At 54.9% G+C, this 24,669-nt stretch carries 21 protein-coding genes and 2 pseudogenes; 11 read left to right on the top strand and 12 right to left on the bottom strand.

The genetic code is table 11. From position 1 onward, the window contains the following. Positions 1-110 precede the first annotated feature (110 nt). Both LAO76_20535 and LAO76_20530 read left to right on the top strand, forming a co-directional pair. Positions 111-977, top strand: coding sequence for a hypothetical protein (locus tag LAO76_20535; GenBank protein ID MBZ5493311.1), 867 nt, complete (start codon positions 111-113; stop codon positions 975-977). 2 nt (positions 978-979) lie between these two features. Then, on the top strand, positions 980-1,366 hold the full coding sequence (locus tag LAO76_20530; GenBank protein MBZ5493310.1) for a cytochrome c: 387 nt from the start codon (positions 980-982) through the stop codon (positions 1,364-1,366). Positions 1,367-1,530: 164 nt separating this feature from the next. Here the strand turns inward: LAO76_20530 and LAO76_20525 are convergent, their stop codons facing one another. From LAO76_20525 to lpxB, 3 genes are all read right to left on the bottom strand, one after another. Next, positions 1,531-3,063, bottom strand: coding sequence for a hypothetical protein (locus tag LAO76_20525; GenBank protein MBZ5493309.1), 1,533 nt, complete (start codon positions 3,061-3,063; stop codon positions 1,531-1,533). 399 nt (positions 3,064-3,462) lie between these two features. After that, complete coding sequence (locus LAO76_20520; GenBank protein ID MBZ5493308.1) at positions 3,463-5,439, bottom strand: tetratricopeptide repeat protein; 1,977 nt, start codon at positions 5,437-5,439, stop codon at positions 3,463-3,465. A gap of 155 nt (positions 5,440-5,594) precedes the next feature. Then, positions 5,595-6,746, bottom strand: coding sequence for a lipid-A-disaccharide synthase (gene lpxB / locus LAO76_20515; protein ID MBZ5493307.1), 1,152 nt, complete (start codon positions 6,744-6,746; stop codon positions 5,595-5,597). Positions 6,747-7,126: 380 nt separating this feature from the next. Here lpxB and LAO76_20510 point away from each other — a divergent pair, with 380 nt between their 5' ends. Further along, entirely contained in the window at positions 7,127-7,537 is a 411-nt protein-coding gene (locus LAO76_20510; GenBank protein ID MBZ5493306.1) for a hypothetical protein, read from the top strand. Between the two features lie 129 nt (positions 7,538-7,666). After that, on the top strand, positions 7,667-9,004 hold the full coding sequence (locus LAO76_20505) for an MFS transporter (protein MBZ5493305.1): 1,338 nt from the start codon (positions 7,667-7,669) through the stop codon (positions 9,002-9,004). Positions 9,005-9,132: 128 nt separating this feature from the next. Here LAO76_20505 and aspS read toward each other — a convergent pair whose 3' ends face one another. After that, the gene (aspS, locus tag LAO76_20500; protein MBZ5493304.1) at positions 9,133-10,911 is read right to left on the bottom strand and encodes an aspartate--tRNA ligase; all 1,779 of its coding nucleotides are present in this window, start codon (positions 10,909-10,911) and stop codon (positions 9,133-9,135) included. A gap of 183 nt (positions 10,912-11,094) precedes the next feature. Between aspS and LAO76_20495 the strand changes: the two genes are divergently transcribed. Next, a complete protein-coding gene (locus tag LAO76_20495) occupies positions 11,095-11,589 on the top strand; it encodes a hypothetical protein (GenBank protein MBZ5493303.1) in 495 nt (164 codons plus the stop codon). A gap of 40 nt (positions 11,590-11,629) precedes the next feature. Here the strand turns inward: LAO76_20495 and hisS are convergent. From hisS to LAO76_20475, 4 genes and pseudogenes are all read right to left on the bottom strand, one after another. Further along, positions 11,630-13,309 (bottom strand): annotated as a pseudogene (hisS, locus tag LAO76_20490) (histidine--tRNA ligase). Positions 13,310-13,879: 570 nt separating this feature from the next. Then, a complete protein-coding gene (locus LAO76_20485; GenBank protein ID MBZ5493302.1) occupies positions 13,880-14,407 on the bottom strand; it encodes a gamma carbonic anhydrase family protein in 528 nt (175 codons plus the stop codon). Between the two features lie 391 nt (positions 14,408-14,798). Next, the gene (locus tag LAO76_20480) at positions 14,799-14,993 is read right to left on the bottom strand and encodes a hypothetical protein (protein ID MBZ5493301.1); all 195 of its coding nucleotides are present in this window, start codon (positions 14,991-14,993) and stop codon (positions 14,799-14,801) included. Between the two features lie 231 nt (positions 14,994-15,224). After that, positions 15,225-15,599, bottom strand: a complete 375-nt coding sequence (locus tag LAO76_20475) for a PilZ domain-containing protein (protein MBZ5493300.1) — start codon at positions 15,597-15,599, stop codon at positions 15,225-15,227. 151 nt (positions 15,600-15,750) lie between these two features. Between LAO76_20475 and guaB the strand changes: the two genes are divergently transcribed. The 3 genes from guaB (at position 15,751) to LAO76_20460 (ending at position 18,062) form a co-directional block, all read left to right on the top strand. Next, the gene (gene guaB / locus LAO76_20470; protein MBZ5493299.1) at positions 15,751-17,262 is read left to right on the top strand and encodes an IMP dehydrogenase; all 1,512 of its coding nucleotides are present in this window, start codon (positions 15,751-15,753) and stop codon (positions 17,260-17,262) included. Between the two features lie 11 nt (positions 17,263-17,273). After that, positions 17,274-17,765, top strand: a complete 492-nt coding sequence (locus LAO76_20465; GenBank protein MBZ5493298.1) for a VanZ family protein — start codon at positions 17,274-17,276, stop codon at positions 17,763-17,765. A 126-nt stretch (positions 17,766-17,891) separates the two neighbouring features. Continuing rightward, complete coding sequence (locus tag LAO76_20460) at positions 17,892-18,062, top strand: hypothetical protein (GenBank protein MBZ5493297.1); 171 nt, start codon at positions 17,892-17,894, stop codon at positions 18,060-18,062. Positions 18,063-18,374: 312 nt separating this feature from the next. On the opposite strand, the gene LAO76_20455 is transcribed toward LAO76_20460, so the two are convergent. From LAO76_20455 to LAO76_20445, 3 genes are read right to left on the bottom strand one after another with little or no spacing between them, the layout of a single operon-like run. Further along, the gene (locus tag LAO76_20455; protein MBZ5493296.1) at positions 18,375-18,641 is read right to left on the bottom strand and encodes a gas vesicle protein; all 267 of its coding nucleotides are present in this window, start codon (positions 18,639-18,641) and stop codon (positions 18,375-18,377) included. A 40-nt stretch (positions 18,642-18,681) separates the two neighbouring features. Then, positions 18,682-18,903 carry a hypothetical protein gene (locus LAO76_20450; protein MBZ5493295.1) on the bottom strand — a complete coding sequence of 74 codons (222 nt, stop codon included), beginning with the start codon at positions 18,901-18,903 and terminating at the stop codon, positions 18,682-18,684. Between the two features lie 18 nt (positions 18,904-18,921). Continuing rightward, a complete protein-coding gene (locus tag LAO76_20445; GenBank protein MBZ5493294.1) occupies positions 18,922-20,661 on the bottom strand; it encodes a hypothetical protein in 1,740 nt (579 codons plus the stop codon). 46 nt (positions 20,662-20,707) lie between these two features. Between LAO76_20445 and LAO76_20440 the strand changes: the two genes are divergently transcribed. The 3 genes and pseudogenes from LAO76_20440 (at position 20,708) to LAO76_20430 (ending at position 23,628) form a co-directional block, all read left to right on the top strand. Next, positions 20,708-20,905: a hypothetical protein gene (locus LAO76_20440; protein ID MBZ5493293.1), complete on the top strand. Its 198-nt coding sequence runs from the start codon at positions 20,708-20,710 to the stop codon at positions 20,903-20,905. After that, positions 20,890-21,174: pseudogene (locus LAO76_20435) on the top strand (type II toxin-antitoxin system RelE/ParE family toxin). The gene LAO76_20440 and the pseudogene LAO76_20435 overlap by 16 nt, the downstream one beginning before the upstream one ends. A gap of 519 nt (positions 21,175-21,693) precedes the next feature. Beyond that, positions 21,694-23,628, top strand: a complete 1,935-nt coding sequence (locus tag LAO76_20430; GenBank protein MBZ5493292.1) for a phosphoesterase — start codon at positions 21,694-21,696, stop codon at positions 23,626-23,628. Positions 23,629-23,761: 133 nt separating this feature from the next. Here LAO76_20430 and LAO76_20425 read toward each other — a convergent pair whose 3' ends face one another. Next, the gene (locus LAO76_20425; protein ID MBZ5493291.1) at positions 23,762-24,139 is read right to left on the bottom strand and encodes a LysR family transcriptional regulator; all 378 of its coding nucleotides are present in this window, start codon (positions 24,137-24,139) and stop codon (positions 23,762-23,764) included. Positions 24,140-24,669 lie beyond the last annotated feature (530 nt).

The raw sequence follows: 24,669 nt of genomic DNA, 5'->3' as shown, positions 1-24,669 counted from the left end.
GTCATTGACCTCAAATTCGGCCTGTTTTAGACTGCTATTTCATGATTTTGAAATTGAAATTCAATTTCATTTTCAAAATGGATTTCCGGGAGATTGGGAGAGAACGATCCGTGTCGTCTAGACGTTTAAAAGCTTTCGCCCTGCTGCTATTGCTGGCGTCGCCATTATTGACGCCGCGCACAGTCTGCGCGCAGGAAAATTATTTTGTCACTTACACACACCACATGGAGGAGCCAGGGAACCTCGAGTTCGCCACCAAGTCCGTGACTGGATTCCCGCAAGCGGGCAATGCGTTTTGGGGAAATGCCATTGAGATGGAATATGGCGTAAAAACCTGGTGGACGTCAGAGCTTTATCTGGATTCGCAAACCACGGCCAATGAGAGCAGCGTGTTTACCGGCTTCCGCTTTGAGAACCGCTTCCGTCCGCTTTTGCAGGAGCACTGGATCAACCCTGTGCTCTATGCGGAGTTTGAGGACATCAACAGCGCGGACAAAGCACTGCTGGAAGTAGTGGGACATGACGGCATCGCGGATTTCCTGGGGCGCAATGACCGCAGCGAGAAGGAGCGCGAGGTTGAGCTGAAGCTAATCCTGAGCAGCAACTTCAAAGGCTGGAATGTTGCCGAGAACATTATCGCGGAAAAGAACATTGCCGGCGAGCCGTGGGAGTTTGGCTATGCGGTGGCCGTGAGCCGTCCTCTGGCGCTGGCGGCCAGCGCCAACGAATGCCGCTTCTGCCGCGAGAATTTTGCCCTGGGCGCGGAACTTTACGGCGGCCTGGGCGACCGCTACAGCTTTGGCCTGCACGATACATCGCATTATCTGGCTCCAACGCTGGCGTTTCACATGCCCAGCGGTCCGACGTTCAGCATTTCTCCTGCAGCCGGACTGAATAGCAACAGCCACGGCTTCCTGCTGCGCTTTGGCGTGGCTTATGAAATTAACCAGTTTGTTTCACGGCTGAGGCGGAAATGAAGATGAGCGCTAAAAGACTTTTCCTGTTCATTAGTTTCATCGCCCTTCTGGGATCGCTGTTTCTTTATGCCGAAGCCGGTGATGGTGTGTGGTTAACCAGAGTGCCGGACAAGCAACGCATGCGCGAGAATCCATTTGCAGGGCGACCCGACGCAGTGGCCGCAGGCGCGAAGCTCTTCCGGCAAAACTGTTCTACCTGCCATGGCAGCGAAGCTCTGGGAACTAAAAAATATCCCAACCTGCACTCGGAGCAAGTGCGCAGCGCGACTGATGGCGAACTGGAGTGGCTGCTGAAGAACGGCAGCATGAAAAACGGAATGCCATCCTGGTCGAGATTGCCGGAACAACAGCGCTGGCAGATTGTGGCTTTCCTGAAAAGCCTGCAATAAACGACTCATCACAGAAACACGAAGAAGCCCTAAATACATCAGGGAAAAAAGAAAGCCAAATATTTCACCGCGGGAACGCGGAGAAAAGCTTTTAAAACATGGAGGAAGCGAACAGTGGAGGCGGAGCCACAAGTAACTCCGCCTCTGATTATGCGTGTTAACGCCTATTTGTTGAAGTTTGCCTTGACTGATGTATTGCCGCCGATCGTCAGAGTGCAGATCGGCTCGGCGCCACTGCAAGCCCCGCCCCAATTGGCGAATGTCTTTCCGGCCGGCGGAATTGCGGTCAAGGTAACCACGGTTCCCTGATCGAACTTTGCCGAGCAGGCGCTGCCGCAATCGAGCACGCGATCAATTCCAGCCGGGGTGGCAGAGACCTTGCCGGGATTACTGAGGCCCACTGAAAGCGTGAACTGCGTTGTGGAGCCGCCGCCACCACCGCCCGTGGCCGGGCTCGGCACAAACGTTGCAGTTATGGCCATTGCGTCACTCACGGTGATGGCACATGTAGTTGCCGTACCTGTGCATGCGCCGGTCCAGCCGGAGAATGTGTTGTTGCTGGCCGGCGTTGCGGTCAAGGTAACCACAGCGCCCAGGGAATTGGTGGAAGAGCATTTGTTGCCGCAGCTAATTACCTTGTCCGCGGATTCAACTTTTCCCGTGCCCGCTATGGTCACGGACACGCCGGGAACAGACACATTGGCGGCCGCCATTTGTGCATTGATCATGTCACCCAATTCGCCGGGTTGCGGCGAATTGCACAGGCCGCCATCGGCACACTGCACTTCATGGGTCGCAGGATCGTAGGCGCCAGTGTAAGCGTAGGTTTCATAGCGGCGAATCACAGAACGCGTGCCGCTATCGACTCCTCCTTGATTGACCTGGCGGTTGCGCTGGCGATGGTTGCCATCCGGCGGCGGCGCGGGTTGCATCAGGACCCAGTCGGTTTCAATCTGCGTTATGTCCTGCGGTACGATCGGATTGTCACTGGTGAGTTCATCGAGCGCGACTTCGCGCGTCATCTCGGTCTTATAGACCTTCATCCATGTCGCGTCGCCGAATTGCGGAAGCGCGGCTGGGAGAGGCGGCGGAGGCGGAGGCGTCTGGATTTCAGCCATCAGAACAGGCGGTGCGCCGACAACCGCGGGCGGCACCCACGAGTAGACAGGTGTCGGAACAAAGATGTTGTTGGGCGAGGGAACTAGCTGGCCGGGATTTACCGGATCAGCAAACAGCCAGCGATAGCCGACGATCGTGTAGCCAGTGGCTGTATATAACGGACGCACACCAAAATGGTCACAGCCTGCATTCAGATAGGCAGTGTTCCACTGGTAGCAGGTCCCGGCAAACGGCACGCCGGGAGTTTTGGGCACGGTGGTAGAGGTGAAGAGCTGCATGAACGGGTCCCACGCGCTCTTGTAACGGACATAAACGCCAGTGGCGTAAGGCACAACTTCCGGTGCTCCGTATTTGTTGCCGGGCCAGGACGGACCGAGGTCCGCCGGCTGAATACCTTCAATCTGGATTTCAAATCCATTGGCGTCCTGGCCTTCATTGTTGGCCGCATCAAAATTGCTGGGTGAGCCGACGATGGAGGCTTGCTGCGCCTGTGCTACATGCGGGGCCGCGATCAGGCCGAGCGCCAGCGCACTCAGCAGTGCGAGGCGTCGAAACATAAACATATTGCTGAACATCATTGATTGTGTACTGCTCCTTACGGGGTTGTGAAGCTGAGCCAAGGCTGGATACAGCTGCTGAACCAGTAGAGTGTCAGGAATTTCCAGAAATAGCTCGCGCGTGGTTACCTTCGGGCAGTCGCTCTGTTTCCATATTCGCCAAGCGAGTCAATTCGCGACGACATTTTTGTACTGTCCGGACGGCGTAGACCATTCGACGAAGCATGCATGACAAGTAACCCATTAGCGTGACATCGACTGAGATACTGAGGCGCGTGAGAAAAGTTTTGCAACACAGAGAAGAGAAGGGAACAGGGCATTTCCAAAATCGCTGAATTGGAAACGCAGTCTTAATCGGGGGGCACGGAGATACACAGAGTAGCCTGACCTGCCTCTGTGTCCTCTGTGGTAAAGAGGCTTCTAGCTCCCGTTCGGCCGGCGTTCACGCTCGTACGGTTTTTCCAGATACTTCCGCGCTTCGTCCAGAGCGCCCTGCGTGGGATCCCCGGTCTGAATGGCCTGGCGATATTCATTCACGGCGCGCTCACGCTGGCCGGTGGTGTCAAAAATTTTGCCCAGCATGATGTGGCTCCAGACCTCAGTCCAGCGAGGATCGCCGTCACCATTGAGCGCTTCACGAAATTCATTGGCCGCCGACTGGTAGTTGCGCTGCGCAAAGAAAATATCGGCAATGCGATAATGCGCCAGCGAACTGTTTTTGTTTACGTCCAGCGCCTTGTTCAACTCGGTGAGTGCTTCAGAAAGATTGCCCTGCGCGGTCAGTTCCTGTCCGCGGCGGATAGCGACGCGCACGCGCAGATCAGGGGAGTTCTTGAGCACCCAGTTATTGGGATCGAGCACCAGTCGGCGCGGCTTGCCGAACGTCTCAATGGAGAAAGCGGAATCCGTCCCCACCACCTCAATGCGCTTCATCTCGGTCTGTCCGTCCGTATCGACCTTTAATTCCAGCGGCATGCGGAACAGATCAAGGTCCTGCGTAATTTCCCCGACAACGCGGAAGCCTTTCTTCACGCGATAGACGGTGTATTTCATCTTGAATTCAGGCGCGCCGGTGCCGTCAACCCACTGCGCAAAGAACGCGGTGAGCTTGTCGCCGTGATTCTTTTCCGCGATGGCCTCAAAGTCGGCCACCGAAGCGGGCTTCCCGGCGTACTGCGTCATAAAATCTTTTACCGTTTTATCGAACGCCGCATCGCCGATGACCCAGCGCAGCATGTGGAAGATCATGCCGCCTTTGTCGGTAACCAGCGCCTGGAACTGCGGAGAGAACGTATCCAGCTTGCCGATGCTACCCAGAGGTGTTGTGTCATAGGCCAGCGCGCCCACGGCCATATCGCGTGACGCGTCTTCAAAAGCCTGCTGTCCGGCGGTGCTTTGCACGTAGCGCATCTCGGAGTCGCGCGCGCCGCCATCCACCAGCCACCAGTCGTCTTTGCTCGCCGGGCTAACGGTAGAGCCCCACCATTGATGTCCAATGGCGTCGGCCAGCAGGCGGTAATTGGTTTTTTCGCTGATGTCGCGCGTGGCCAGGGCCGCGATTTCCGGCGCCCACCACATGGGCACGGTGTCATCGGGCAACTCAACCAGCTTCAGCGTTCCGCCGCCCGGCGCGGGACCATACAACGACGTGAAGTATTCCAGCTCCTTATTGGCGGTATCGCCATAAGCGGAGGCAAACTGCTTTTTGTTGGCGCCAAAATAAACTTTTACGCTGCCGACAGAAGCTTCTTGAAAATTGCCGGCCACAATTGTCCCGGGAAAGCTGGGCTTGTCCCAGGTAAACGTAGTCACGGTTTTGCTGCCCGCCGCGGGCTTGGCCGCGCTTGCGCCGCCGCTGCCAATCACGGTAGTTCCCGCCGGGGCCGTCACGTTAATGGTGGCGGTAAAACGATCGATGCCGTAATTCGTAACCGGGAACCAGCGTCCGGGATAAAGAAGATAGATGGCGTCTTCGCCGATATAGGCCAGCTTGAGCCCTTCCACAGGACTGTCATCGGCATTGGCCAGCGCGCCTTCATAATCGAAAGTGAGCGTTGTGCTGCTGCCCTTCGTCAAAGTGTTAGGAAAGCTGATGCGGACAGCATTTTCCTGGGTAACGCGCTCGGCTGTCAGGGGCTTGCCTTTGTCGTCCAGCACCTTGGTCACGCGCAGGCCGTTGTGCAGGTCAAAGCTGGCAAAGTTGACGTCTTCCAGCGCCATGAATTTCACCTTGGCGCGCGCCGTAAGGCGGTGGGTCTTGGGCACGATCTCTGCGTCAATCACGTAATCTTCAGCCTTCACGCGTGAGCGGTCAGCCGCAAGCGCGGGCAGGCAGAAAGACGCGATCAGGCCAATAAACAGTAAGGCACGTCGCAGGGGTCGTCGTGCGATTTGCATGTATTTCTCCAAAAAGTGCTGAAAGCTACTCAGGTTAGATGTAAATTCTCCCAGAAAAGCTGCCTTAATACCAATGGAAGCATACAGGAACAGAGCTTCTCTCCGGACGAAAGAGGCTTCAGCGTGGCTTTCCGCATCGGCTTGCATGGCGATTTTTACGCCGTTGCCAGCGTTCCCAGTATCTCCCGTGCCGCGCGTTGCGCTGGCGATTCCGTATGCTGGCTGTCGCGAAGCCGCTGTTGCACCATTTTCAGGTCAGCCTCCATCTGCTGCCGCGCGGGCCCGTCCGGGATGATGGCATTCAGTTCACGCAAAACGTTTTGTGCGGTAAAGTCTTTCTGGATCAGCTCCGGAACGATCTTCTTCCCGGCGATCAGGTTCGGCATGGCGAACGTGTCCAGCTTTACCAGCCTTCGTCCCAGCAGCCAGGTAAGCGGCGCCAGCCTGTAGACGACAATAAACGGCGTTCCAGAAAGCGCGGCTTCCACCGTGGCAGTTCCGCTCGCGACCACGGCCGCCCGGGCGTGCATCAGCGTGGCGGGGGCGTTGTCTGTAAGGGTGATCCTGATCGGCGCGGCCCAATCACGATAAAGCCTTTGCAGAAGCCATTCTTTATTCAGGGTCGAAGCCACTGGCAGGATAAATTCAAAGCCACCAACTTCAGTCTGTAAGCCTTCCGCGGCAAAAAGCATTCTTTCAATGTTGAAAGCCAATTCTTTCTTGCGGCTGCCGGGTAAGAGAGCAATCCATTGTTTCTTCGGATCAAGGTCATGCCTTTCCGCAAACTCCTCCCGCGAAATCTGCGGTTGCGGCACATACGCCAGCGGATGCCCCACATAACTGACCTCAACCCCGTGCCGCGCATAAAACTCCTGCTCAAAAGGAAAGATCACAATCATCTTGCGGACATATTTCCTGATCTGCTGCACGCGTCCGGTGCGCCATGCCCATATCTGCGGGCTCACAAAATAAAACACCGGAATGCCCAGGCCATGCAGCTCGCGCGCCAGCCGCAGGTTGAAATCAGGGAAGTCGATCAGGATGGCGGCGTCCGGCTTGCGCCGTGCTGCTTCCGCCACCAGATGCTTGAACCGCCGCCGAATGTCCGGCAGGTGTTTTACCACCTCAACCAGCCCCACAACGGCAACCTCATTGGCGTGGACCAGAATCTCCGCGCCGGAGGCTCGCATCTTTTCTCCGCCCATGCCAAAGAAAGTCGAGCTGGGCACTTGTTGGCCCAGCGAGTCGATGAGCTGTGCGCCGTAAGTGTCACCTGAGGCTTCGCCGGCGGAGAGGAGGAAGTTCATGTTTTTTCTGTAATCCAGAGCGTACGCGAGGGAACCCTGCCCCTGCAAGAATCGTCTGTCGGATCCTTTGGCCTTCTCCGTGCCTCCGCGTCTCCGGGGTGAGATTTTGCTTTTCACTTCCGGCGCTCGGCTGGTTGTTGCCGAGGATTCAAATTGCGCCATCGTCCTGCCGATTCTTTGGCCTTCTCCGTGTCTCCGTGGTGATTTTGTTTTCAGATGGCTCCGCTTTTTCATTTGGAGTTACACCCATCCAGCGCTGCTGGACAAGCCGCAGCTCGCATTCAAATACAAAAACAAACCTGCTCTGCATTTGCTGCAACATTGTTAACGCCGCTACACATCTTATCTGTCACTTGAGATGTTTTATGGGGGAAAGACTTATGCGCCATCGCACCGTCACTTTGTTTCTGCTGTTCAGCTTTTTGCTTGCCACCGCCGCCTGGGGCAGGGAAGACAAGCTCACCAACACCGGAGTTGCTCCCGCCGCAGAGGGCAAAGTCACTACCGACAAGGACCGCAACGGCAACACCGGAGTCGATATCGAGGTAAAACACATGGCGACGCCGCAATCTCTCACACCGGGCAAGCAGACCTATCTAGTCTGGGTGCAGCCGCGCGGAAAAGATCCTGAGCTGCTGGGAGCATTGCGGGTGAATGAAAACCTGGAAGGCAGCCTAAAGGCAGCCACCACGTACAAGGACTTTGACGTTCTCATCACGGCCGAAGACAGCGTTAAGGCCGATACGCCCTCAAGCATGGTGGTACTGAAGGGGAGCGTCGAGAGGAAGTAGCTCGGCTCGACCGATCCTCCGACCACCGAGGGGGCGATGCTGTTCTTTGGACTTGGTTTTTAGGCGAGCAGCCAGGTGGACCGGAATAGCTATGACCCTGCATGCGGCAATCTGATACCATTGCCGCGCATGAGCGCCCAAGAGCAGGCAGCTATTTCGGCCGGAAAGACAGTTGCGTCAAAGAGATCGACGACGTGGTGGCCGCTGGCGGTGCTGGTGGCCATCAATGTCCTCAATTTTTACGATCGCCAGGTTGCCGGCGCAATTGTGGAGCCTGTCCGCAAAGAGTTCCATCTTACCGATACGGAAATTGGCGGGCTTAACTTTGCTTTTACCATGCTCTATGGTCTGGTCGGGCTGCCGCTGGGACTTCTGGCAGATCGTGTGAGCCGCAAGAAACTTCTCGCCGTTGGCATTGCGGTGTGGGCAATTCTCACGGCCAGCGCGCGGTGGATCAACAGCTATTCTTTTCTGGTGATTTCGCGGCTGGGAGTAGGCGTGGGAGAAGCCACGGCCGCTCCCACGGCCACCAGCTGGATTGGCGATCTCTTTCCCGCGGAAAAGCGCTCCAAGCCGCTGGCGCTTTTTATGCTGGGCGTTCCCGTGGGCGGAGCGCTGAGTTTTTTCTTCAGCGGCCCCATCGCGCAAAGAATGGGATGGCGCGCCGCCATGATTGTGGCCGCCCTCCCCGCGTTGATCTTGATTCCTTTGCTGCTCATGCTGCATGAGCCTGCGCGCGGCGCTTCTGAAAAGCATGCGCCCCCGGTGGATGCCGGCTCCATCTGGGCCGTGCTGCGCGTTCCCACCTTCTGGTGGATCGCCATCTCCGGCGCGCTGGTGAACTTTAACCTGTATTCCGTTGGAACGTTTTTCCCGGCGTTCTTCAGCCGCATCCATCACATGAGCGTCGCCCGCGCGGGCGTGACCACGGGAATCGTCTATGCCGTCGGCGGCATTCTGGGCGGATCGTGCGCGGGCATCTGGGGTGATCGCATCGTTAAGCGCAACCGCAGCGGACGGATGAAGATCGCCGCCATCGCAGCGCTGCTGGCCGCCCCGCTTTCATATTTTGGAATTCATCAGGGCATTGGGTCGATCGCGCTTGCCCTTCCGCTGCTCACCATTGCCTACGGCCTGCTGAATATGTATTACGGCCTGGTCTACGCCTCGATTCATGATATTGTCGCGCCCGCGCTGCGCGGCACCAGCATGGCGATTTACTTTCTGGTGATGTATGTGATCGGCGCGTCGTGGGGAACGTTGATCATCGGCAAGATGAGCGACGTTTTTGCGCTGCACGCGGCGCACCTTGCCGGACTGGACAAGATTAACGAGCAGTTCAAGGCCATCGGCCTGCAACAAGCTTTGCTGCTGATTCCTGTGCTGTCTCTTTTGTTGGCGGGAGTTTTGTGGGCTGGATCAAGGACGATTGGACGCGATATTGAGAAACAGCAAAGAGCGGCCTAAACACCAGTTCCAGAAGGGATCTGGATTTATGTGGCACAGGCACTCCTGCCTGTGCCTGCATCCTTCACGATCCATCAAGCACAGGCAGGAGTGCCTGTGCCACATAGATTCGAAATGGCTTGCCTTTTTCAGCGCAGCTTGATTCCCAAATCCCTCAACTGAGTCTCATTCACCGGAGTCGGCGCATCTACCATCATGTCAATCGCCTTGGCGGTCTTAGGGAAGGGAATCACCTCGCGCAAGCTGTCCTCTCCGGCCAGGATCATCACAATGCGATCAAGTCCAAGCGCGATGCCGCCGTGCGGAGGCGTGCCGTATTCCAGCGCGTCCAGGAAAAATCCAAAGCGCGAGCGGGCTTCATCGTCGGTCATGCCCAGCGCGGTGAAGATCTGCCGCTGGATGTCCTGACGATGGATACGAATTGAGCCGGAGCCCAGCTCCGTGCCGTTCAACACCACGTCATAGGCCAGAGCGCGGACTGATCCGGGATCGGATTGCAGCTTGTCCATGTCCTGCTCATGCGGCGACGTAAAAGGATGATGCGCGGCGTTCCAGCGATTTTCTTTGTCGTCATACTCGAACATAGGAAAGTCTGTGACCCAGAGAAACTTGAAATCACGCGCCACTTCGCCGGTGCGCTCAAAGGCTTTGTGCTTGTCGGCATATTTACGCGCCAGTTCCAGACGGGCTTCGCCACCGGAAGTATATTGCGCTTTCTGGTTGGCCGCCGAGCGCGTCTTGCCTTCAGCGGCAATGCCAACTACGGGCACTACAAGATCATCGGCACCGGCTTTGCAAAGTTCGCGGATCTTTGCCGCGACTTGCGGGCGTTTCTTTTCCATCTGCACAAAGTCATACAGCACGCCGGCAAAGTCTTTATTGCGTTTGGTCAGCTCTTCTGAGAGTGCGCGCAGCTCTTTCTTCTCGCGATCAGAAATCTTGCCGACATTCGGAATTCTGATGCCAACCATGTTCAATGCGCCATCAATGCGCAGATCGGCCAGGTCTTCATCGGTAAAGGCCGGGCGGATATCGGTCATCGCGGGCAAACGCATGTCTGGCTTGTCGATCCCGTATTGCCGGATAGCCTGGTCATAACTCATGCGCACGAATGGCGTCGGCAAAGCAATGCCTGCCGCTTTGAATGCCGCTTTTAAAAAGCTTTCCACCACTTCATACACGCGATCGGGCTGCGGGAAGCTCATTTCCAGGTCGATCTGCGTGAATTCCGGCTGGCGGTCGGCGCGCAGGTCTTCATCGCGGAAGCAGCGCACAATCTGGAAATATTTGTCGAACCCGGAGATCATCAGTATCTGCTTGAAGAGCTGTGGCGACTGCGGCAGCGCGTAAAATTCGCCGGGATGCACGCGGCTGGGCACCAGATAATCGCGCGCGCCTTCCGGGGTGCTGCGCGTCATGAACGGCGTCTCAATTTCCAGGAATCCGCGCGCGGCCAGGTCCTGGCGGATTGCCAGAGCCACATTATGGCGCAACTGAATATTCGCCTGCATGTTTTCGCGCCGCAGGTCGATATAACGATACTTGAGCCGCACCTCTTCATTGATGGGCCCAGCCTCACTTGGCAGAAACGGAGGCAGCTTGGATTCATTGAGCAGCTTGAGCTCGTCGACGGTGACTTCCACTTCGCCCGTTGCGATGTTCTTGTTCACGGTGTCGGCATCGCGGCGGCGGACTTTTCCAATGGCCGCGATCACATACTCTGAGCGCAGCGCGCTGGCCTTCTCATGCACCGCCGGGTTCACGCCCTTATCGAAGACGAGTTGTGTCATTCCGCTGCGGTCGCGGATATCAATAAAAATCACGTTGCCCAGATCGCGCCGGCGGTTCACCCAGCCCAGCAATATCACCTGCGATCCCGTATGCTCGGGACGCAGCTCTCCGCACATGTGCGTGCGACGAAGATCACCTAAAAAATCAAGCGGCAAAGAAGTACCTTTCTTAATCAGGCTGAAACTTTGATTATAAATCGGGAGAAAGCCAAACCCACCACTGAGGCACGGAGACACGGAGAAAGGCAAAAAGAGTGCTTACCCTAAAGGCTATTTGCCGTCTAAACCAGCGCAGGCTTTATGACAAACTTTCTTGCATCATTGATTTTGACATCGACGCTGACACTTCAACCACAGAGCGCGGCCGCTCCGCCGCAGGACCATTCCAAACACGAGGGAATGGAGCATCGCGGGAACCAGGGCATGGGCTTCGACCAGCAGAAGATCACGCATCACTTTCTGCTGCGGAAAGATGGCGGCGCAATCCAGGTGACGGCCAACTCAGCCGACGACAAGACGAGCAAAGAAGAAATCCAGATGCACCTGCACCACATTACCCAGGCCTTCAAGTCGGGCGATTTCAATATTCCGATGTTCGTTCATGACCAGACACCGCCGGGCGTGGATACGATGACGAAGTTGAAAGACCAGATCAAGTACAAGTATGAGCCGGCGGCGAATGGCGGCCGCGTGGTAATTTCATCGGCGAACTCTGAGGCGGTGGCGGCGATCCATGAGTTTCTGAAATTTCAGATTACGGAGCACAAGACAGGAGATCCGCTGGAGGTGAAGTGACTTCCGCGGTGCTGATGTGATTCGCAAGGTTGCGCACTTTCTATTGCCAATATGCTAATTTCTTGGGCTGTCGTCGCTTCGCTGCTGTGATTAGGTTCTTCAGTTTTTTGACTATTTCGCTTTTTGGAACACGGTATTGTTTTCCTCGTATGAGGTCCTTGATAGGGAATATCCCTGAGCGAACTTCGTCCTCTCCAACGATCAATGCGTAAGTCGCACCTGATTTGCTAGCAGTCTCAAGCGATTTTCGTAATGAAAAGGATTCGCTTCCCACAACTACGCTCAATTCCAGACTGTGGCGGATTTCTCGTGCCAGAAGAACAGCCCGTGAGTTCATTCCCGAGCCAAACGGAGCAATGTAGACGTCTAGATGTGGCATTTACTTTTCTTCCTGCGGCATTAGTGTCATTACTAGTCGGTCCTCACCGATGGCAAAACCAATCCCTGGCGCTGGCGGTCCCCCTAAAGCTTCAGAAAGTCCATCGTAACGACCTCCGCCAACGATTGCATTCTGCGATCCTAAAGCACCGTGTTTGAATTCGAAGGCTGTACGTGTGTAATAGTCTAAACCCCTCACCAGTCGGTCATTGACAATGAAAGGAATCTGCAATTCGGTCAAAAGTTTCTTGACCTCCTCAAAGTGAGTTTCGCAATTCTCATCGAGATATTTGGCCATTTTGGGAAGCCGATCAATAATCGGCTGATCCGCTGGCACTTTGCAATCGAGTACGCGTAATGGATTGGTTTGTGCGCGGCGCTGGCAATCAGGACACATGTCTTGAACTACATTCTTTAGGGCATCTTGCAATGCTTGTAAGTAAATTGGTCTATCATTGGCACACCCAACAGAATTGATTTCAAGTACCCAGCCCTGAATGTTCAATCGGTCAAGGAGCGTTTTGAGCATTTCTATCATCTCAGCATCGACAGAGGGGGATTCACTCCCAGCAAAACTAGGACCGATCAGTTCTGCTCCAATTTGATAGAACTGGCGATAGCGACCTTTTTGCGGCCGCTCGCGGCGAAATTGCGGTCCAATATAGTAGAGCCTCTGTAGCTGGCCTATTTTGCCCAAGTTGTGCTCGATGTAAGCACGGACCACGCCAGCTGTATTTTCCGGACGTAAAGTTAGTGATTGCGATTTTTCACTTTGCGCTCGGGCTCGATCCTCCCAAGTGAACATTTCTTTGGAGACGATATCCGTTTCTTCCCCCACTCCTCTGGCAAAAAGCTGGGTATCTTCGAATATAGGTGTGCGAATTTCTTGAAAGTTGTAAAGACGAAACACATCGCGGGCTGTCGCATCCACAAAGTTCCATATTGCGGTCTCCGGTGGAAGAAGGTCCCGCGTGCCGCGGACTGCTTTAATCAAGCCTTGCCGCTGCCGTGGAGGTGATAAACGAGAACGTAAATTATTATCATCCTTAAAAATTGCAGCGAAATCCGGGTCAAGGATAGACCGCTTAATAGCAGATCGGACTATTTCGCTAAGAAGATTTTGAAGGCGCAGTAGCTCTCCTCTAAGTCTGACCAATTCTTGTCCGATTGATACGCCCGATCTCGAATTGAGAATTTGTTCGAGATCCCTAAAGGAAGCAGGAATATTTAACAATTCCGCAAGTCTAAGTCCCCTTACAAGGAACTGTCTCTCAGGAGTCTCGTAGTCACTCGGGATATGCACTAAGCCATCAAGTGCAGCGCACAATGTGGGCCAAGACATGTCCAGCCACATGTCCCCAATAGCGTAATCGAACTTGAACAGCGCTCGTTGAACCCTGAGTGGCAGGGCAAACCAATTCATTTTCGAATGAAGATCTTTCAGCTCCTCGAGATTTTCAACCGTGAGCCAATCTCGCGCATTCTCGTCCGAAATATAAGATGCTGATGAATGGCCCTTTACAGGGCCAGGCACGAGCCCTTGAATCTCACCGTCGGTAAGAAATAATCTGGCTGAATATGCTGTCGAGGCTGTCGTGGGATGAACAATTCTTGATAACGCGATGCAAGTGTAAAGCCGCTTGTCTTCATCCCACACATAGCTTTGAGTGGCACCGAGTTCTCGGACAAACGAATAGAGCTGGCTATATTGTCTGATTCTCTCGCTCTTGAACTCGCCAGGTGGCTCTGTTGCCTTAAAAATTCGATCTGCGAGCTCTTTGTCAATTTTTCCAATCCATAAATCGTCCGCTATTTGGAAGCGAACTTGAGGAATAGTCGCGATTTCGTCCAGCGGTCGCAACCTAATATTTGCATTATCCTGCAGTGCAATATCTCTAGTGAAATCCAACTCTCAAAAACCTCGCTTGGCTTGTTTGAGGTACGCAGCAGTGTAATCGACGTAATTGCTGCCGTACATCATGATCGTCTTTTGCGTCTCTTCGTCGTCAATCTTCTTCTTGAACTTTCCGGGAACGCCCATCCACAGCGAGTATGGCTCAATGATCGCCCCTTCCGGAATCACCGTTCCGGCGGCGATGATGCAGCCTTCGCCGATCTTCGCGTTGTTCAGGATCACGCAGCCCATGCCGATGAGGCAGCGGTCGCCGATGGTGCAGCCGTGCAGCGTGACCGAATGCCCCACGGTGACCCAGTCGCCCATGGTGACGCCATATTTGTGGCGCATGCCATGGAGCACGCTGCAATCCTGCACGTTGGAGTTCTTGCCAATGCGGATGGCAAACACGTCACCGCGGATCACGGCATTCATCCAGACGCTGGAGTTTTCACCGATTTCAACGTCGCCAATGATCTGCGCGGACTCATCGATATAGCACGAATCGTGAATGCGCGGCGCGATTCCCTGGTAAGAGCGGAGCATAAAGTTGAATCTTTAAAACTAACACGTGTGGCAGATCAGCGGCAATGAGGGAAGTCCGGCAGCCCGCTCTGAGATCGATAACTAGCGTTTCCGCGACAGATCAGGGCTTTGACGAGTAGCATACTTCTTTTTGCGACGGGGTCGCTTACATTTGCAGGGATCAATGCCGCATGCTCCGCATAGGCTGCGTTCTCTCCGCTTCAGAACTTTCCGCACCGCTATGCTCAGTTTTTTTGCCTCGTTCTGTATGTCCGGATTCTAGATTAAGAGTCGGCAGCGATCAAAAGTCCGATTGCCCGGCGAGGCCGGCTTGCGCGCCGAGCCGCTTGCTGCAGGTGCGGAGGAATTTTGCGGAACAATAGACTCTCAAGCGGTTTGGAGCGAAGCGACACTAATGCAGCTCTACGCCCATCAACTCCGTGACCATCGTCCATTGTTCCCAGGCGTAACGCCAGATTGAAACGGAGTGCAGGTTTTCAAACGAATGGAAGTCGCGCTCATTCATTGCCTGGTTTTCTTCCAGATAGACCTGGCTAACAAAATCACAGTCATTGCAGCGCACTATATAAGGATAGTTTTCGGCCATTCAGTCACACGTTGGGGGATGGCCCCATTGTGGAACTTTTCTTAATCCTATGCACTAAGGCGGTTCACTTAGGGTGAATGAGATATTTAGCTGATCGTGAAAAACATTGCACAATGGCGAGGCGTTGCCAAAGGGCGATCAAGAAAAGCAACAGTCGGAAAAACTGTTTGAAAGATAAATGGTCGAAAATAAAATGATCTATAGAAAGAGGTTGGAAAGTGCGACTCGAAGCTACGATCGCATGATGCGGGCTTTGATTTCGGGTTCCCAGATCACGTTGCCGGGCTCCAGGGTTTCAACGCCGACCTGGCCTTGCTGCGAAGTGCCGTCCTTGCCGATCCATGCAACTTTGTAGCGAGCGCGGCGGTTTTGGCGCTGCAGCCAGATGGTTTGTCCCACGCTTTTAATACCTGGTGGCGCGACGAGGCGGGCACCGGTAGCGGAAATCTCATAAGTGCAGCAATTCTGCGATTCGATACTGGCAACATCCGGAAAAACTTTTACGGGCACGGCAAGATGCAGCCGCTTCTCATGACGCTTTTCAGGAGCGGTTACAACGGAAGATGCGCCAGCCGGCGCAGGTGTGGCAACTTGCTTTGGTTCCATGACCTTTCGAGTATCGCGGCTGGCCTCTTTCTGGTCAATATTACTTTCGTTTGTTTAGTTTGAAACGGATTCCAATCCTACGGCGGACCCTGCGTGATGCGGCAAAACCAGTTACAATAGTTCCTTAGTCCCTCCTTGACGAGACAAAAACATGATTCATTTTCCCGTGCCAGAGGCCCTGACCTTCGATGACGTGTTGCTTTTACCCGCGCATTCTGACGTTGTGCCCGCTGAGGTAAATACGCAGACGCAGCTTTCGCGGAACATTCGTCTGAATATCCCGATCATCAGTGCCGCCATGGATACCGTAACAGAATCTCGCCTGGCCATTGCGATTGCGCAGGCGGGCGGGCTGGGCATTGTGCATCGGAATTTGTCGATTGAAGAGCAGGCTGACGAGGTGGACAAGGTCAAACGGTCTGAAAGCGGAATGATCATGGACCCGATCACGCTTTCTCCTGATCACAAAATTGCCGACGCGCTGGAGCTGATGCGCCGCTACAAGATTTCCGGCGTGCCGGTAACCAAGAACAAAAAGCTGGTTGGCATTCTTACCAATCGCGATCTTCGGTTTGAAACGCGCACGGACATCCTGATCAGCAAAATCATGACCAAGGACAACCTGATCACGGTGCCGGTGGGCACCACGCTGGAAGATGCGGAGAAGATCCTGCATGAACATCGCGTGGAAAAGCTGCTGGTGGTGGACGACAAGTACAACCTGAAGGGCCTGATCACGGTAAAAGATATCCAGAAGAAACTGAAATATCCGGGCGCGGCCAAAGATCAGCATGGGCGGCTGCGCGTTGGCGCGGCCGTTGGCGCGACGGGCGATTATCTGGAGCGCGCGCAGGAAATGGTCAAAGCCAAAGTGGATGTGCTGGCGATTGATGCAGCTCACGGGCACACCAGCCGCGTGATTGATGCGGTAAAGACGATTAAGGCAAAACTTCCTGACGTTGATTTGCTCGCCGGCAACGTTGGCACGCATGAAGGCGCGTGTGCGCTGGTGAAGGCGGGCGCTGACGCCATTAAAGTTGGAATCGGGCCAGGATCAATCTGCACAACGCGCATTGTTACCGGCGCGGGCGTGCCGCAGATCACGGCAATTGCTGAAGCGGCGCGCGCGTGCCGTGACGCGCAGATTCCCGTGATTGCCGACGGCGGCATCAAGTTCTCCGGCGACATCAGCAAGGCCATTGCCGCGGGCGCAAGCGTGGTGATGATCGGCTCACTGTTTGCGGGAACGGAGGAGAGCCCGGGCGAAACGATTCTTTATCAGGGACGCTCGTTCAAGTCATACCGAGGCATGGGATCGCTTTCCGCCATGGCTGCAGGCTCAAGCGAGCGTTACGCGCAGACCACTGAAGACGCGTCCACGGAAAACATGGGCATACGCGATGAAAATCGCGGAAGCAATCGCGTGGACAAACTGGTGCCGGAAGGAATTGAAGGCCGCGTTCCGTATCGTGGCACGCTGGCGGAGATGGTGTATCAGCTCGTCGGCGGCGTGCGGTCCGGCATGGGGTATTGCGGCACCAAGACTATTCCTGAGTTGCAGCAGAAGGCGCGATTCATCCGCATCAGCGGCGCCGGACTGCGTGAGAGCCATGTGCATGACGTGATCATTACGCGTGAAGCTCCCAATTACAGGCTGGAATAGGCGGAAGAAGATTGTCATTCGCCGTTCAAGAGCCTGTAAGCACCGCAGCGCCGCACAAGCTGCGCGCGTGGATCCCCACGCTGATCTGGCTTTGTGTGCTCGCGCTTTTTTCCACTGACACGTTCTCCGCCGAGCACACAGGCAGCGTGCTTTTGAAAATTTTCCACGCGCTGTTCGGCACTCGCTTTGACGAACAGTTCGACCAAATTCACTTTCTCGTCCGCAAGTCAGCGCATTTTTGCAGCTATGGATTCCTGGGAGCGCTGGCATTTTTTTCGTGGCGCGCCACGTTGCCGGCGCGTCCGCGATGGACATTCCGCTGGAGTTTGCTGGCGGTGCTGGTTGCCGCCATCGCCGGCAGCCTGGACGAATTTCACCAGATCTTTGTTCCCTCACGCGGCCCAAGCCTGCGGGACGTGCTGATCGATACTATGGGCGGCATTTTTTTCCAGCTGGCAATTGCCCTCTGGATAGGCTGGCGCGACAAGCGAACTGCATCATAAGTCAGGCTTATACGATCTTTATTCGCCAAAATCTCTCTATTTTTTGCATCTTTCCGGCAAAGTCAGCAACTCTGGGTGAAAACTTCTGCATCAGACAAGACTCAGCCACTCGCCGTGGAGGCAGGAATGAGAATCTGGCGTGCGATGAAGGTCTTCTACGAGATCGTTACCGATCGCGAAATTTATTTCCTGCTTGGCCTGGCCATCCGGGACCTGTTCCGCAAAACCAAGTCAGACCCCAAGCCGGCTGTGGTGGTGAAAAAGCGCGCCAAAGCCATGTCCGCCGGGCGGTCCTGAAAAAGATTGCAGCAAAAAAGGTGTCCCTCCCCCCTTTCCCCCGTAAAAGCAAATAACCCCGCACACAATGTGCGGGGTTATTCGGTAAGCTGTTGGGATTGGCTGAAGGCGCGGAGGCCTTACACGAATCACAACTTCGCTCAGGACTTAAAGACTCACGCCTTAAGCCTCAGCCACCTCACGTAAACCACTACAATCAGAATTCTTCATATATTTGGATCGCCCTCCTTTCCCGTGTAACCGCAGAATATCGCCACATAACTAAAAAGTCAACAGTGCGATTTCCACTTTTCTGGGGCTGCGCGCGCGGGGCTATTTGCTCCAGAGATCGCGCCGCCAGAAGGGAAATAGATCATCCAGTTCCACGTCTTCACGCCACGAGCCGCGTGTGCCGTAACCGACGTACACGGCCGACGATTCCACGGAAATCTTTGAGCCGGCTGGGACTCTGGAATCTGCGTTACTGAACCCGGATTCCTGCAAGGACAGGCGTGCCCACGATTCCAGGACAATCCCTTTATCCAGGACACGATCGAGGACACTGATAAGGTCATCCGTATTGGCGACAAGTTCGCGCATTTTTACCTCAATAGTAGGATGCACAAAACCAATACCGCGATCAACGCGGATGAATTGGGCTGCTCTGCTTGTCCCGCTGCTCTGCTTCCTCCACGCGCATCCACGTGTTGAGCGACGCCAATTCCAGATCGGTGGCCTTTCGTCCCAGGGATTTTTTCATCCTGCGCCGCACACGCACGGTCACAATCCAGCCTGAGACGGTCAATGCAATCGCGAAGCCAACTATGTATAGCGTGTAGAGGGTTCCAATTCCATCAAACATTGGTCGTTCCTTGTCAGCTCACTTCGTTTTCTTCGGCATGGCTTTGGCTGGGCTCGCACCGGCGGTCACAAATACCGGCTCAATGTCCGTGGGAACGCCTTTCAGCCGCTCCAGGGCTTTCTGCACTTCAGGACGCAGCACCATCATTTCGCTCATCAGCTTCTTCGTGCCGGCATAATCGCCGGTGGCTTCCAGCGTGAGCAGCTCGTGGTCCAGCCCCGCGACTGCGTCTTTGATCTTGCCCAGATCCACGCTGAAGGTGCCGTCAGAGTTCGCGACGAAAGCGCCTTTATCAAGAAAATAATTGAACTGCACGGCCATGCCCTTGGCGTGCGAATCCTGCAGGCCAAAGCGCAGCGTGCGGAATGAAGACGCAAGATACGTGGTGTAGAGCTTGCGCTCCGCGTCTGGGCCGTGCGGAAGCGGCGCCTGCATCGCGCCTTTGTCGGCTTGCGTCATCAGGTATTGCAGCGCGAAGAGGCCGGTCACGTCGGCCTTGGCTTCTTCCACGGCGCTGTAAAGTTCTTTCAGCTCCAGGCGCGGGTTCGTATCGCGACCGTTGACCTTGATCTGGTGCGGGCCCAGTCCGTGCGTGAGTTCATGGGCCACAATGTGGGTGAAGAACAATTCAAAGCTCAGGTCCTGCTGCGCCGCCGGTTGCAGCACCACTTTCGATATCGGCTCCAGCGTGGATTTGAATTTTGCTTCCTGAATATTTTTGAGCATCACGCGCTTGCTGCCCTTCTGCTGGACAACTTTATCGTCATTGGGCAGGTTGTAGGCCGCGGTCTGCACGCCATGATTGCCGTCGCCGGCGGCAAAAACTTCATTTACCACGCGGATGGGCGCCGCCGCTCCCAGCTTGGGCACGCGATACTTCGGGTCTTCCGGCAGATTGTTTTCAATCTCCTGCAGGTGCTCACCCAGGAACGCCAGCCGCGCGGATTCTTTCTCGTCGCGCACGTTGATGTAGGCCTCAAACGCAGCTTTGTAGCCAAACAGCTCGTCGTTGTACGTCTCATACGGGCCAATCGTCACGTCCACGGGCGCGTCCAGGTCCATCCACGCCATGTCGCTTTCAAAATAATTGTTGGTGCTGAAGGCGGCAGCGCGCGTGGTAAGAAACTTTTTGAGCGACGCGTTGTCCGTGAGCGCGGCGGCCTGTTTCAGCAGCGCGGCCGCTTTGGCGAGATCGGTTTTGTATTCCTCGCTGTAGGGGACCATCTTGAGTTTTTTGTCCGCGCCGCGACGAATCACGGTAAAGAACCCTTCCGCCTGCTCTTTCGATTCCGGATAGAGCGTCTTGGCCCAGGCCTCAAATTCTTCCTTGGTCATGTCTTCCGGATAAAAATTCGCGCCCGCCGGCTTCTTCGCCGGCACTCCGGGCAGGAATGCCTTGTGCTCGTCAATCTCTGACCATGGGCCTTTGTTGATCCAGAAATAATGCAGCCGCGCCTTGCCCAGCGCGGACTTATCCAGTTGCAGCTTCTGGTAAAGCGCCAGGTCGCCGCTCCAGAACTGCCGCATAAAAAGGTGGTTCACGATCCGTCCGGCCTCAATCAGCTTGGCCAGCGCTTTCTTGTCCCCGGCGGAGAGGCTGGAGAGATCGACATCCAGAGGCGCAGGCGCAAACCGCGCTGCCATCTGGTTGAGTTCGTCGGCGTTGGGAAAAGAAGTGTTGGCGGAAGCAGGAGCAGGAGTCTTCTGGGCAGTAGCCATGAGAGTTGATACCAGTAGAAATGTCAGGAGTCGGCGCATGGGCGTTAAGAGTCCTCGGGAAAAGGATAACGTGACGGGAAATGATATGCTAGGGGGCATGACAGCCAAACAGGAAGCCAAATCGTTGCTGGAAAAGCTTCCGGACAACTGCTCTATCGAGGACATTCAGTATCACCTTTACGTGCTGGAAAAGGTGAGAAGCGGGCTGGAGGATGCGCGCCAGAATGGCACGATCTCCCAGGAAGACGCCGAGTCACGTCTGAGCAAATGGCTAAGCGAGTAACCTGGTCCGCACGCGCGCTTGCCGATGTCGAATCCATTGCCGCTTTCATCTCTTCCGATTCTCCTGCTTACGCAAAGATTGTTGTCAAAAAGATAGTAAAGCTCACACGTCAGCTTGCTCGTTTTCCGCAGTCAGGCCGTGAATTTCCAGAATTTTAAGACCCATCGCTCAGAGAGCTGCTCGCCTACAGCTATCGCATCATTTACAAGGTGGAAACGGAAGAGGTAGTCATAGCGAGCGTGATTCATGGCAAACGCGACATGAGGTAGTGCTTCGGGTTGATCGTCCATTCCATATGCGGATGGCGGGCGACGGCACGTGTGCGCCGCCGCCTCGGCGGTAGGGAAATTAGCGATCTACGGGTATCTCATCAAGAATTGCTGCTGATAGCACGGCGTTCCGTGTGGTCCAAAACATGTATTCGGTGTCGCCGCCTACGGGGGTTAAGTCTCGATTACTACAGATAACCCAGGCCCTCCGCACACGGAGCCTTCGACTCATCCTAGCATCGTTCCCCCGCTCGGATTCGCTCAGGATTGTGCAGTTAAGATTTTCGCTGTACGCCCTGCTCGTTCTCTCGCCGAGCATTTTTGCACACGCCTAGGTTCCTAAACCCATAGGAACAAACTATGGCGCTCGATTTCCACCCCCTGCTAACTTGCGCAAAAATAAGGCCCATAGATTCCAGCTACAAACCATAGAAACAAAATATTGGAATCTATTTATCCAGCATGATGAACTCTGGCCAGCTCTGCATTTGAGCAAGTGCAGAACGCGCGGAGGAATTCATGAGTGAGAAAGTGCAGTCCCTTACCGTACCAGGAGAAACAGCAACTCAGCCCGTTCCCCAACAAGGCTCGCATTCCGTAAGCATGTCCCCAAGCAACGGAACGCAAACCGAGGGAAAGAAAAACGGCCACAAAAATAATTTGCGCACTCAGCTGGCTGATCGCAGCCGGCGCTCGTTTCTGGGCAGGGCCGGCGGCCTGACCGCAATGGCCATGGCAGCCGGCTTAGTCCCGCTTGAACCGTTGCTGGGCGGGAAAGCGACCGAGGCGGAAGCGTCGGACATAGTTTATTCAGAAAACAACCGCGCCAATAATGCTTTCAACTATCGCAAGCAGGAAGCGCAAGCTGAGAAAGTCAGCCCTCCGGTTGCGCCGGACAATGGCGATTTCGCGCTGTACACGGACCACAGCGGCACGTGGAGCAAAACGCTACAGCATGACAATCTGGGAATAGTGAATGCAACATCCTTCAACAGCTTTGTGAACGCTCTTACCAGCACCAACTTTGCCGATTTTCAAAACATCCTTGTCGGCAATCCCGGTGGAACCAATCCCAATGCGCAGCTGAATGGACCACAGACGTCGCTGGCGTATGACCTGGAAGGTCTGGATTCGCACGCGACGGTCATTGATCCCGCGCCCACCACTGCCAGCGCGCAGACCGCGGATGAGGAAGTGGAGCACTACTGGGCGGCCATGCTGCGCGACGTCAACTTTACCGCTTACGACGGCAACGCACTTGTGGCCCAGGCCGTAACTGAATTGAACAATCTCACGTATATCAAGAGCACCGCAAACAATGAGTATCCGTTTCCGGTGACAGCGCAGAATTTATTTCGCGGCCGGATCGTCGCCGGGGATGGAAATGTTCAAGGACCATATCTCTCGCAGTTCCTGCTGCACCCGACTAGCTTTGGCGCTCTGCCTCTCAGCATGATGTTCAAAGTCTTTGCGCCGAACCAGAACTTCATGACCAGCGTGGCGGAGTACATCAACGTGGAGAACGGCTTCCCGCCCAGCGGCTCGCTGGCCTTTGATCCAACTCCCCGGTTCTTGCGCAACGGCAGGGACATGGCCTCGTACACTCACGTGGACGTGCTCCACGAAACGTATTTCCTCGCTTTCCTGCTCCTTCTGAACCTTAATGCGCCGCTTAACCCAGGCAATCCGTATATCGGCTCAAGGACGGAGCACGGCTTTGGCACGCTGGATGCGGCAGATTGTTCCGCTACGCTGCCTGAGATGGCGACCCGCGCCCTCAAAGCGGCGTGGTTCCATAAGTGGGTCGTTAACCTGCGGCAGCGTCCAGAAGATTACGGAGCACTGGTGCATGCGCGCCTCACCAACCGGAGTCCGCTCCCGCAGGCCGCGGCACATTTGCATGCTGACGTTCTGAATTCGCAGGCAGTCGCCAAGACATTCTCGCAATTTGGCACTTACTTGCTGCCACAGGCCTTCCCTGAAGGAGCGCCCACTCATCCGTGCTATCCCACGGGCCACGGCACCGTCGCAGGCGCATGCATCACCGCCCTGAAGTTTTTCTTTGACGGCAGTAAGAAGATCCAGCCGTTACTCCAGGCCGCCGGAACTGACGTAATGCAGCCCAGTGAAGATGGCCTTTCACTGGTGCCTTACACCGGCACAGACGCTGCCAACCTCACCATCAACGGTGAGCTCTCAAAACTGGCACACAACATCTCATTTGGTCACGGAATCCACGCGGGCATTCACTTCCGCAGCTCCAGCCGGGCTTCCATTCTGCTGGGCGAGCAAGTGGGAATCAGTCTGCTCAATGACCGGGCTGTGGGCTACAACGAGCCGTTCAGCATCAGCATCACCAAGTTTGACGGCACAACTCAAACGTTCGTCAATAGCAGTCCGGGCGTATTCAACAACGGCACAAGCACGCAGACTACGTGCCCAGCGCTCGCATAAGCTGTAAAGGCAGCATCTTGGCAGTATCAACAGCAGGGGCAGCAGCCGGTTATCGGTTGCTGCCTCTTTAATTTTGGATATTCGTATTTGCGATTACTTATGCCACAAAAAAACCAAGTTCAGGTCAATGGCTTCATGCGCTCTTGGACAGCTCGGAAATTAAGTTTTTACTTGCGTCAACCTGCTCATTTTCCATTCTTCGCAATAAATTGGTTGTCCCCGAATCCAGTCCCGTTTGCGAGCAGCCGAGTTCAATAATCTTGCGCACTTCGGCTTTGGTGTCGCGGATCGCCTGCAGAATGGCTAGCGCGCGAGGCAGAAAACACTCGCCCAAAACGGTAAGGCGCGCTGCCCGCGGCAGCCGGTAGAATAACCTTCCTCCCAACTCGTCTTCCAGCTTATGAATCTGCTGCGACAAAGAGGGCTGCGCTACATACTCAGACTCTGCTGCGCGTGTGAATGTTCCTTGTTTCACGATGGCACAAAAATATCTAAGCTGATGAATTTCCATAGCGGTGCTCCTGGTTTGACAAAGCGCACGCAGATACCGGCCTTTATCTTGCGTGGGCAAACGGGTGTTGATCAACCTTACAATGCAGGTTTGATATTGAGCTGCTTATCGGAGATTGGTGTTTGCTAGAGATACCACGGTGGCGCGGGAGCAGCCTGCCTGAATGAAAGCAGTGTCCTGCCGCTGTAGTCAAAAGAACGAGGACAATTCTGATATGAAAAGCGATGAACTACGGTATTTACGATGGTCATCTTTTTCTCCAGAGAAACGTCACAAACATTTCGGGGCCCGAGGCAGGAGATCACAGCATAAGCAAAAATATGAGAAAGCTCAATTTAAATTCGGTTAAATTCTGTTCCATTTTGGGAATAATAAGGGCCATGCTATTGGTCTAACTGTGACATTTCAAGAGGTTGTCCATTCGAGCAAAACCAGAGAAGCTGATTGTGATGAGCAGTCAACTCAAATCTGGAGGCCCGAATGGACATTCATAAGAATGCACGACTTACCTTTATCCGTCGAGAGCAGTT

The sequence above is a fragment of the Terriglobia bacterium genome, assembly GCA_020072645.1.
In the GTDB taxonomy this organism is placed as follows: Bacteria; Acidobacteriota; Terriglobia; order Terriglobales; family Acidobacteriaceae; genus Angelobacter.
Note: the sequence above shows the minus strand (reverse complement) of the source record. Positions and strands in the feature narration are given on the sequence as shown.

What these genes read in the sequence shown, in the direction of transcription:
- LAO76_20530 (MBZ5493310.1), top strand. Translation starts at nt 980, where the DNA reads ATGAGCGCTAAAAGACTTTTCCTGTTCATTAGTTTCATCGCCCTTCTG.
- LAO76_20525 (MBZ5493309.1), bottom strand. Translation starts at nt 3,063, where the DNA reads ATGATGTTCAGCAATATGTTTATGTTTCGACGCCTCGCACTGCTGAGT.
- LAO76_20520 (MBZ5493308.1), bottom strand. Translation starts at nt 5,439, where the DNA reads ATGCAAATCGCACGACGACCCCTGCGACGTGCCTTACTGTTTATTGGC.
- lpxB (MBZ5493307.1), bottom strand. Translation starts at nt 6,746, where the DNA reads ATGAACTTCCTCCTCTCCGCCGGCGAAGCCTCAGGTGACACTTACGGC.
- LAO76_20510 (MBZ5493306.1), top strand. Translation starts at nt 7,127, where the DNA reads ATGCGCCATCGCACCGTCACTTTGTTTCTGCTGTTCAGCTTTTTGCTT.
- LAO76_20505 (MBZ5493305.1), top strand. Translation starts at nt 7,667, where the DNA reads ATGAGCGCCCAAGAGCAGGCAGCTATTTCGGCCGGAAAGACAGTTGCG.
- aspS (MBZ5493304.1), bottom strand. Translation starts at nt 10,911, where the DNA reads ATGTGCGGAGAGCTGCGTCCCGAGCATACGGGATCGCAGGTGATATTG.
- LAO76_20495 (MBZ5493303.1), top strand. Translation starts at nt 11,095, where the DNA reads ATGACAAACTTTCTTGCATCATTGATTTTGACATCGACGCTGACACTT.
- LAO76_20485 (MBZ5493302.1), bottom strand. Translation starts at nt 14,407, where the DNA reads ATGCTCCGCTCTTACCAGGGAATCGCGCCGCGCATTCACGATTCGTGC.
- LAO76_20480 (MBZ5493301.1), bottom strand. Translation starts at nt 14,993, where the DNA reads ATGGCCGAAAACTATCCTTATATAGTGCGCTGCAATGACTGTGATTTT.
- LAO76_20475 (MBZ5493300.1), bottom strand. Translation starts at nt 15,599, where the DNA reads ATGGAACCAAAGCAAGTTGCCACACCTGCGCCGGCTGGCGCATCTTCC.
- guaB (MBZ5493299.1), top strand. Translation starts at nt 15,751, where the DNA reads ATGATTCATTTTCCCGTGCCAGAGGCCCTGACCTTCGATGACGTGTTG.
- LAO76_20460 (MBZ5493297.1), top strand. Translation starts at nt 17,892, where the DNA reads ATGAGAATCTGGCGTGCGATGAAGGTCTTCTACGAGATCGTTACCGAT.
- LAO76_20455 (MBZ5493296.1), bottom strand. Translation starts at nt 18,641, where the DNA reads ATGCGCGAACTTGTCGCCAATACGGATGACCTTATCAGTGTCCTCGAT.
- LAO76_20450 (MBZ5493295.1), bottom strand. Translation starts at nt 18,903, where the DNA reads ATGTTTGATGGAATTGGAACCCTCTACACGCTATACATAGTTGGCTTC.
- LAO76_20445 (MBZ5493294.1), bottom strand. Translation starts at nt 20,661, where the DNA reads ATGCGCCGACTCCTGACATTTCTACTGGTATCAACTCTCATGGCTACT.
- LAO76_20440 (MBZ5493293.1), top strand. Translation starts at nt 20,708, where the DNA reads ATGCTAGGGGGCATGACAGCCAAACAGGAAGCCAAATCGTTGCTGGAA.
- LAO76_20430 (MBZ5493292.1), top strand. Translation starts at nt 21,694, where the DNA reads ATGAGTGAGAAAGTGCAGTCCCTTACCGTACCAGGAGAAACAGCAACT.
- LAO76_20425 (MBZ5493291.1), bottom strand. Translation starts at nt 24,139, where the DNA reads ATGGAAATTCATCAGCTTAGATATTTTTGTGCCATCGTGAAACAAGGA.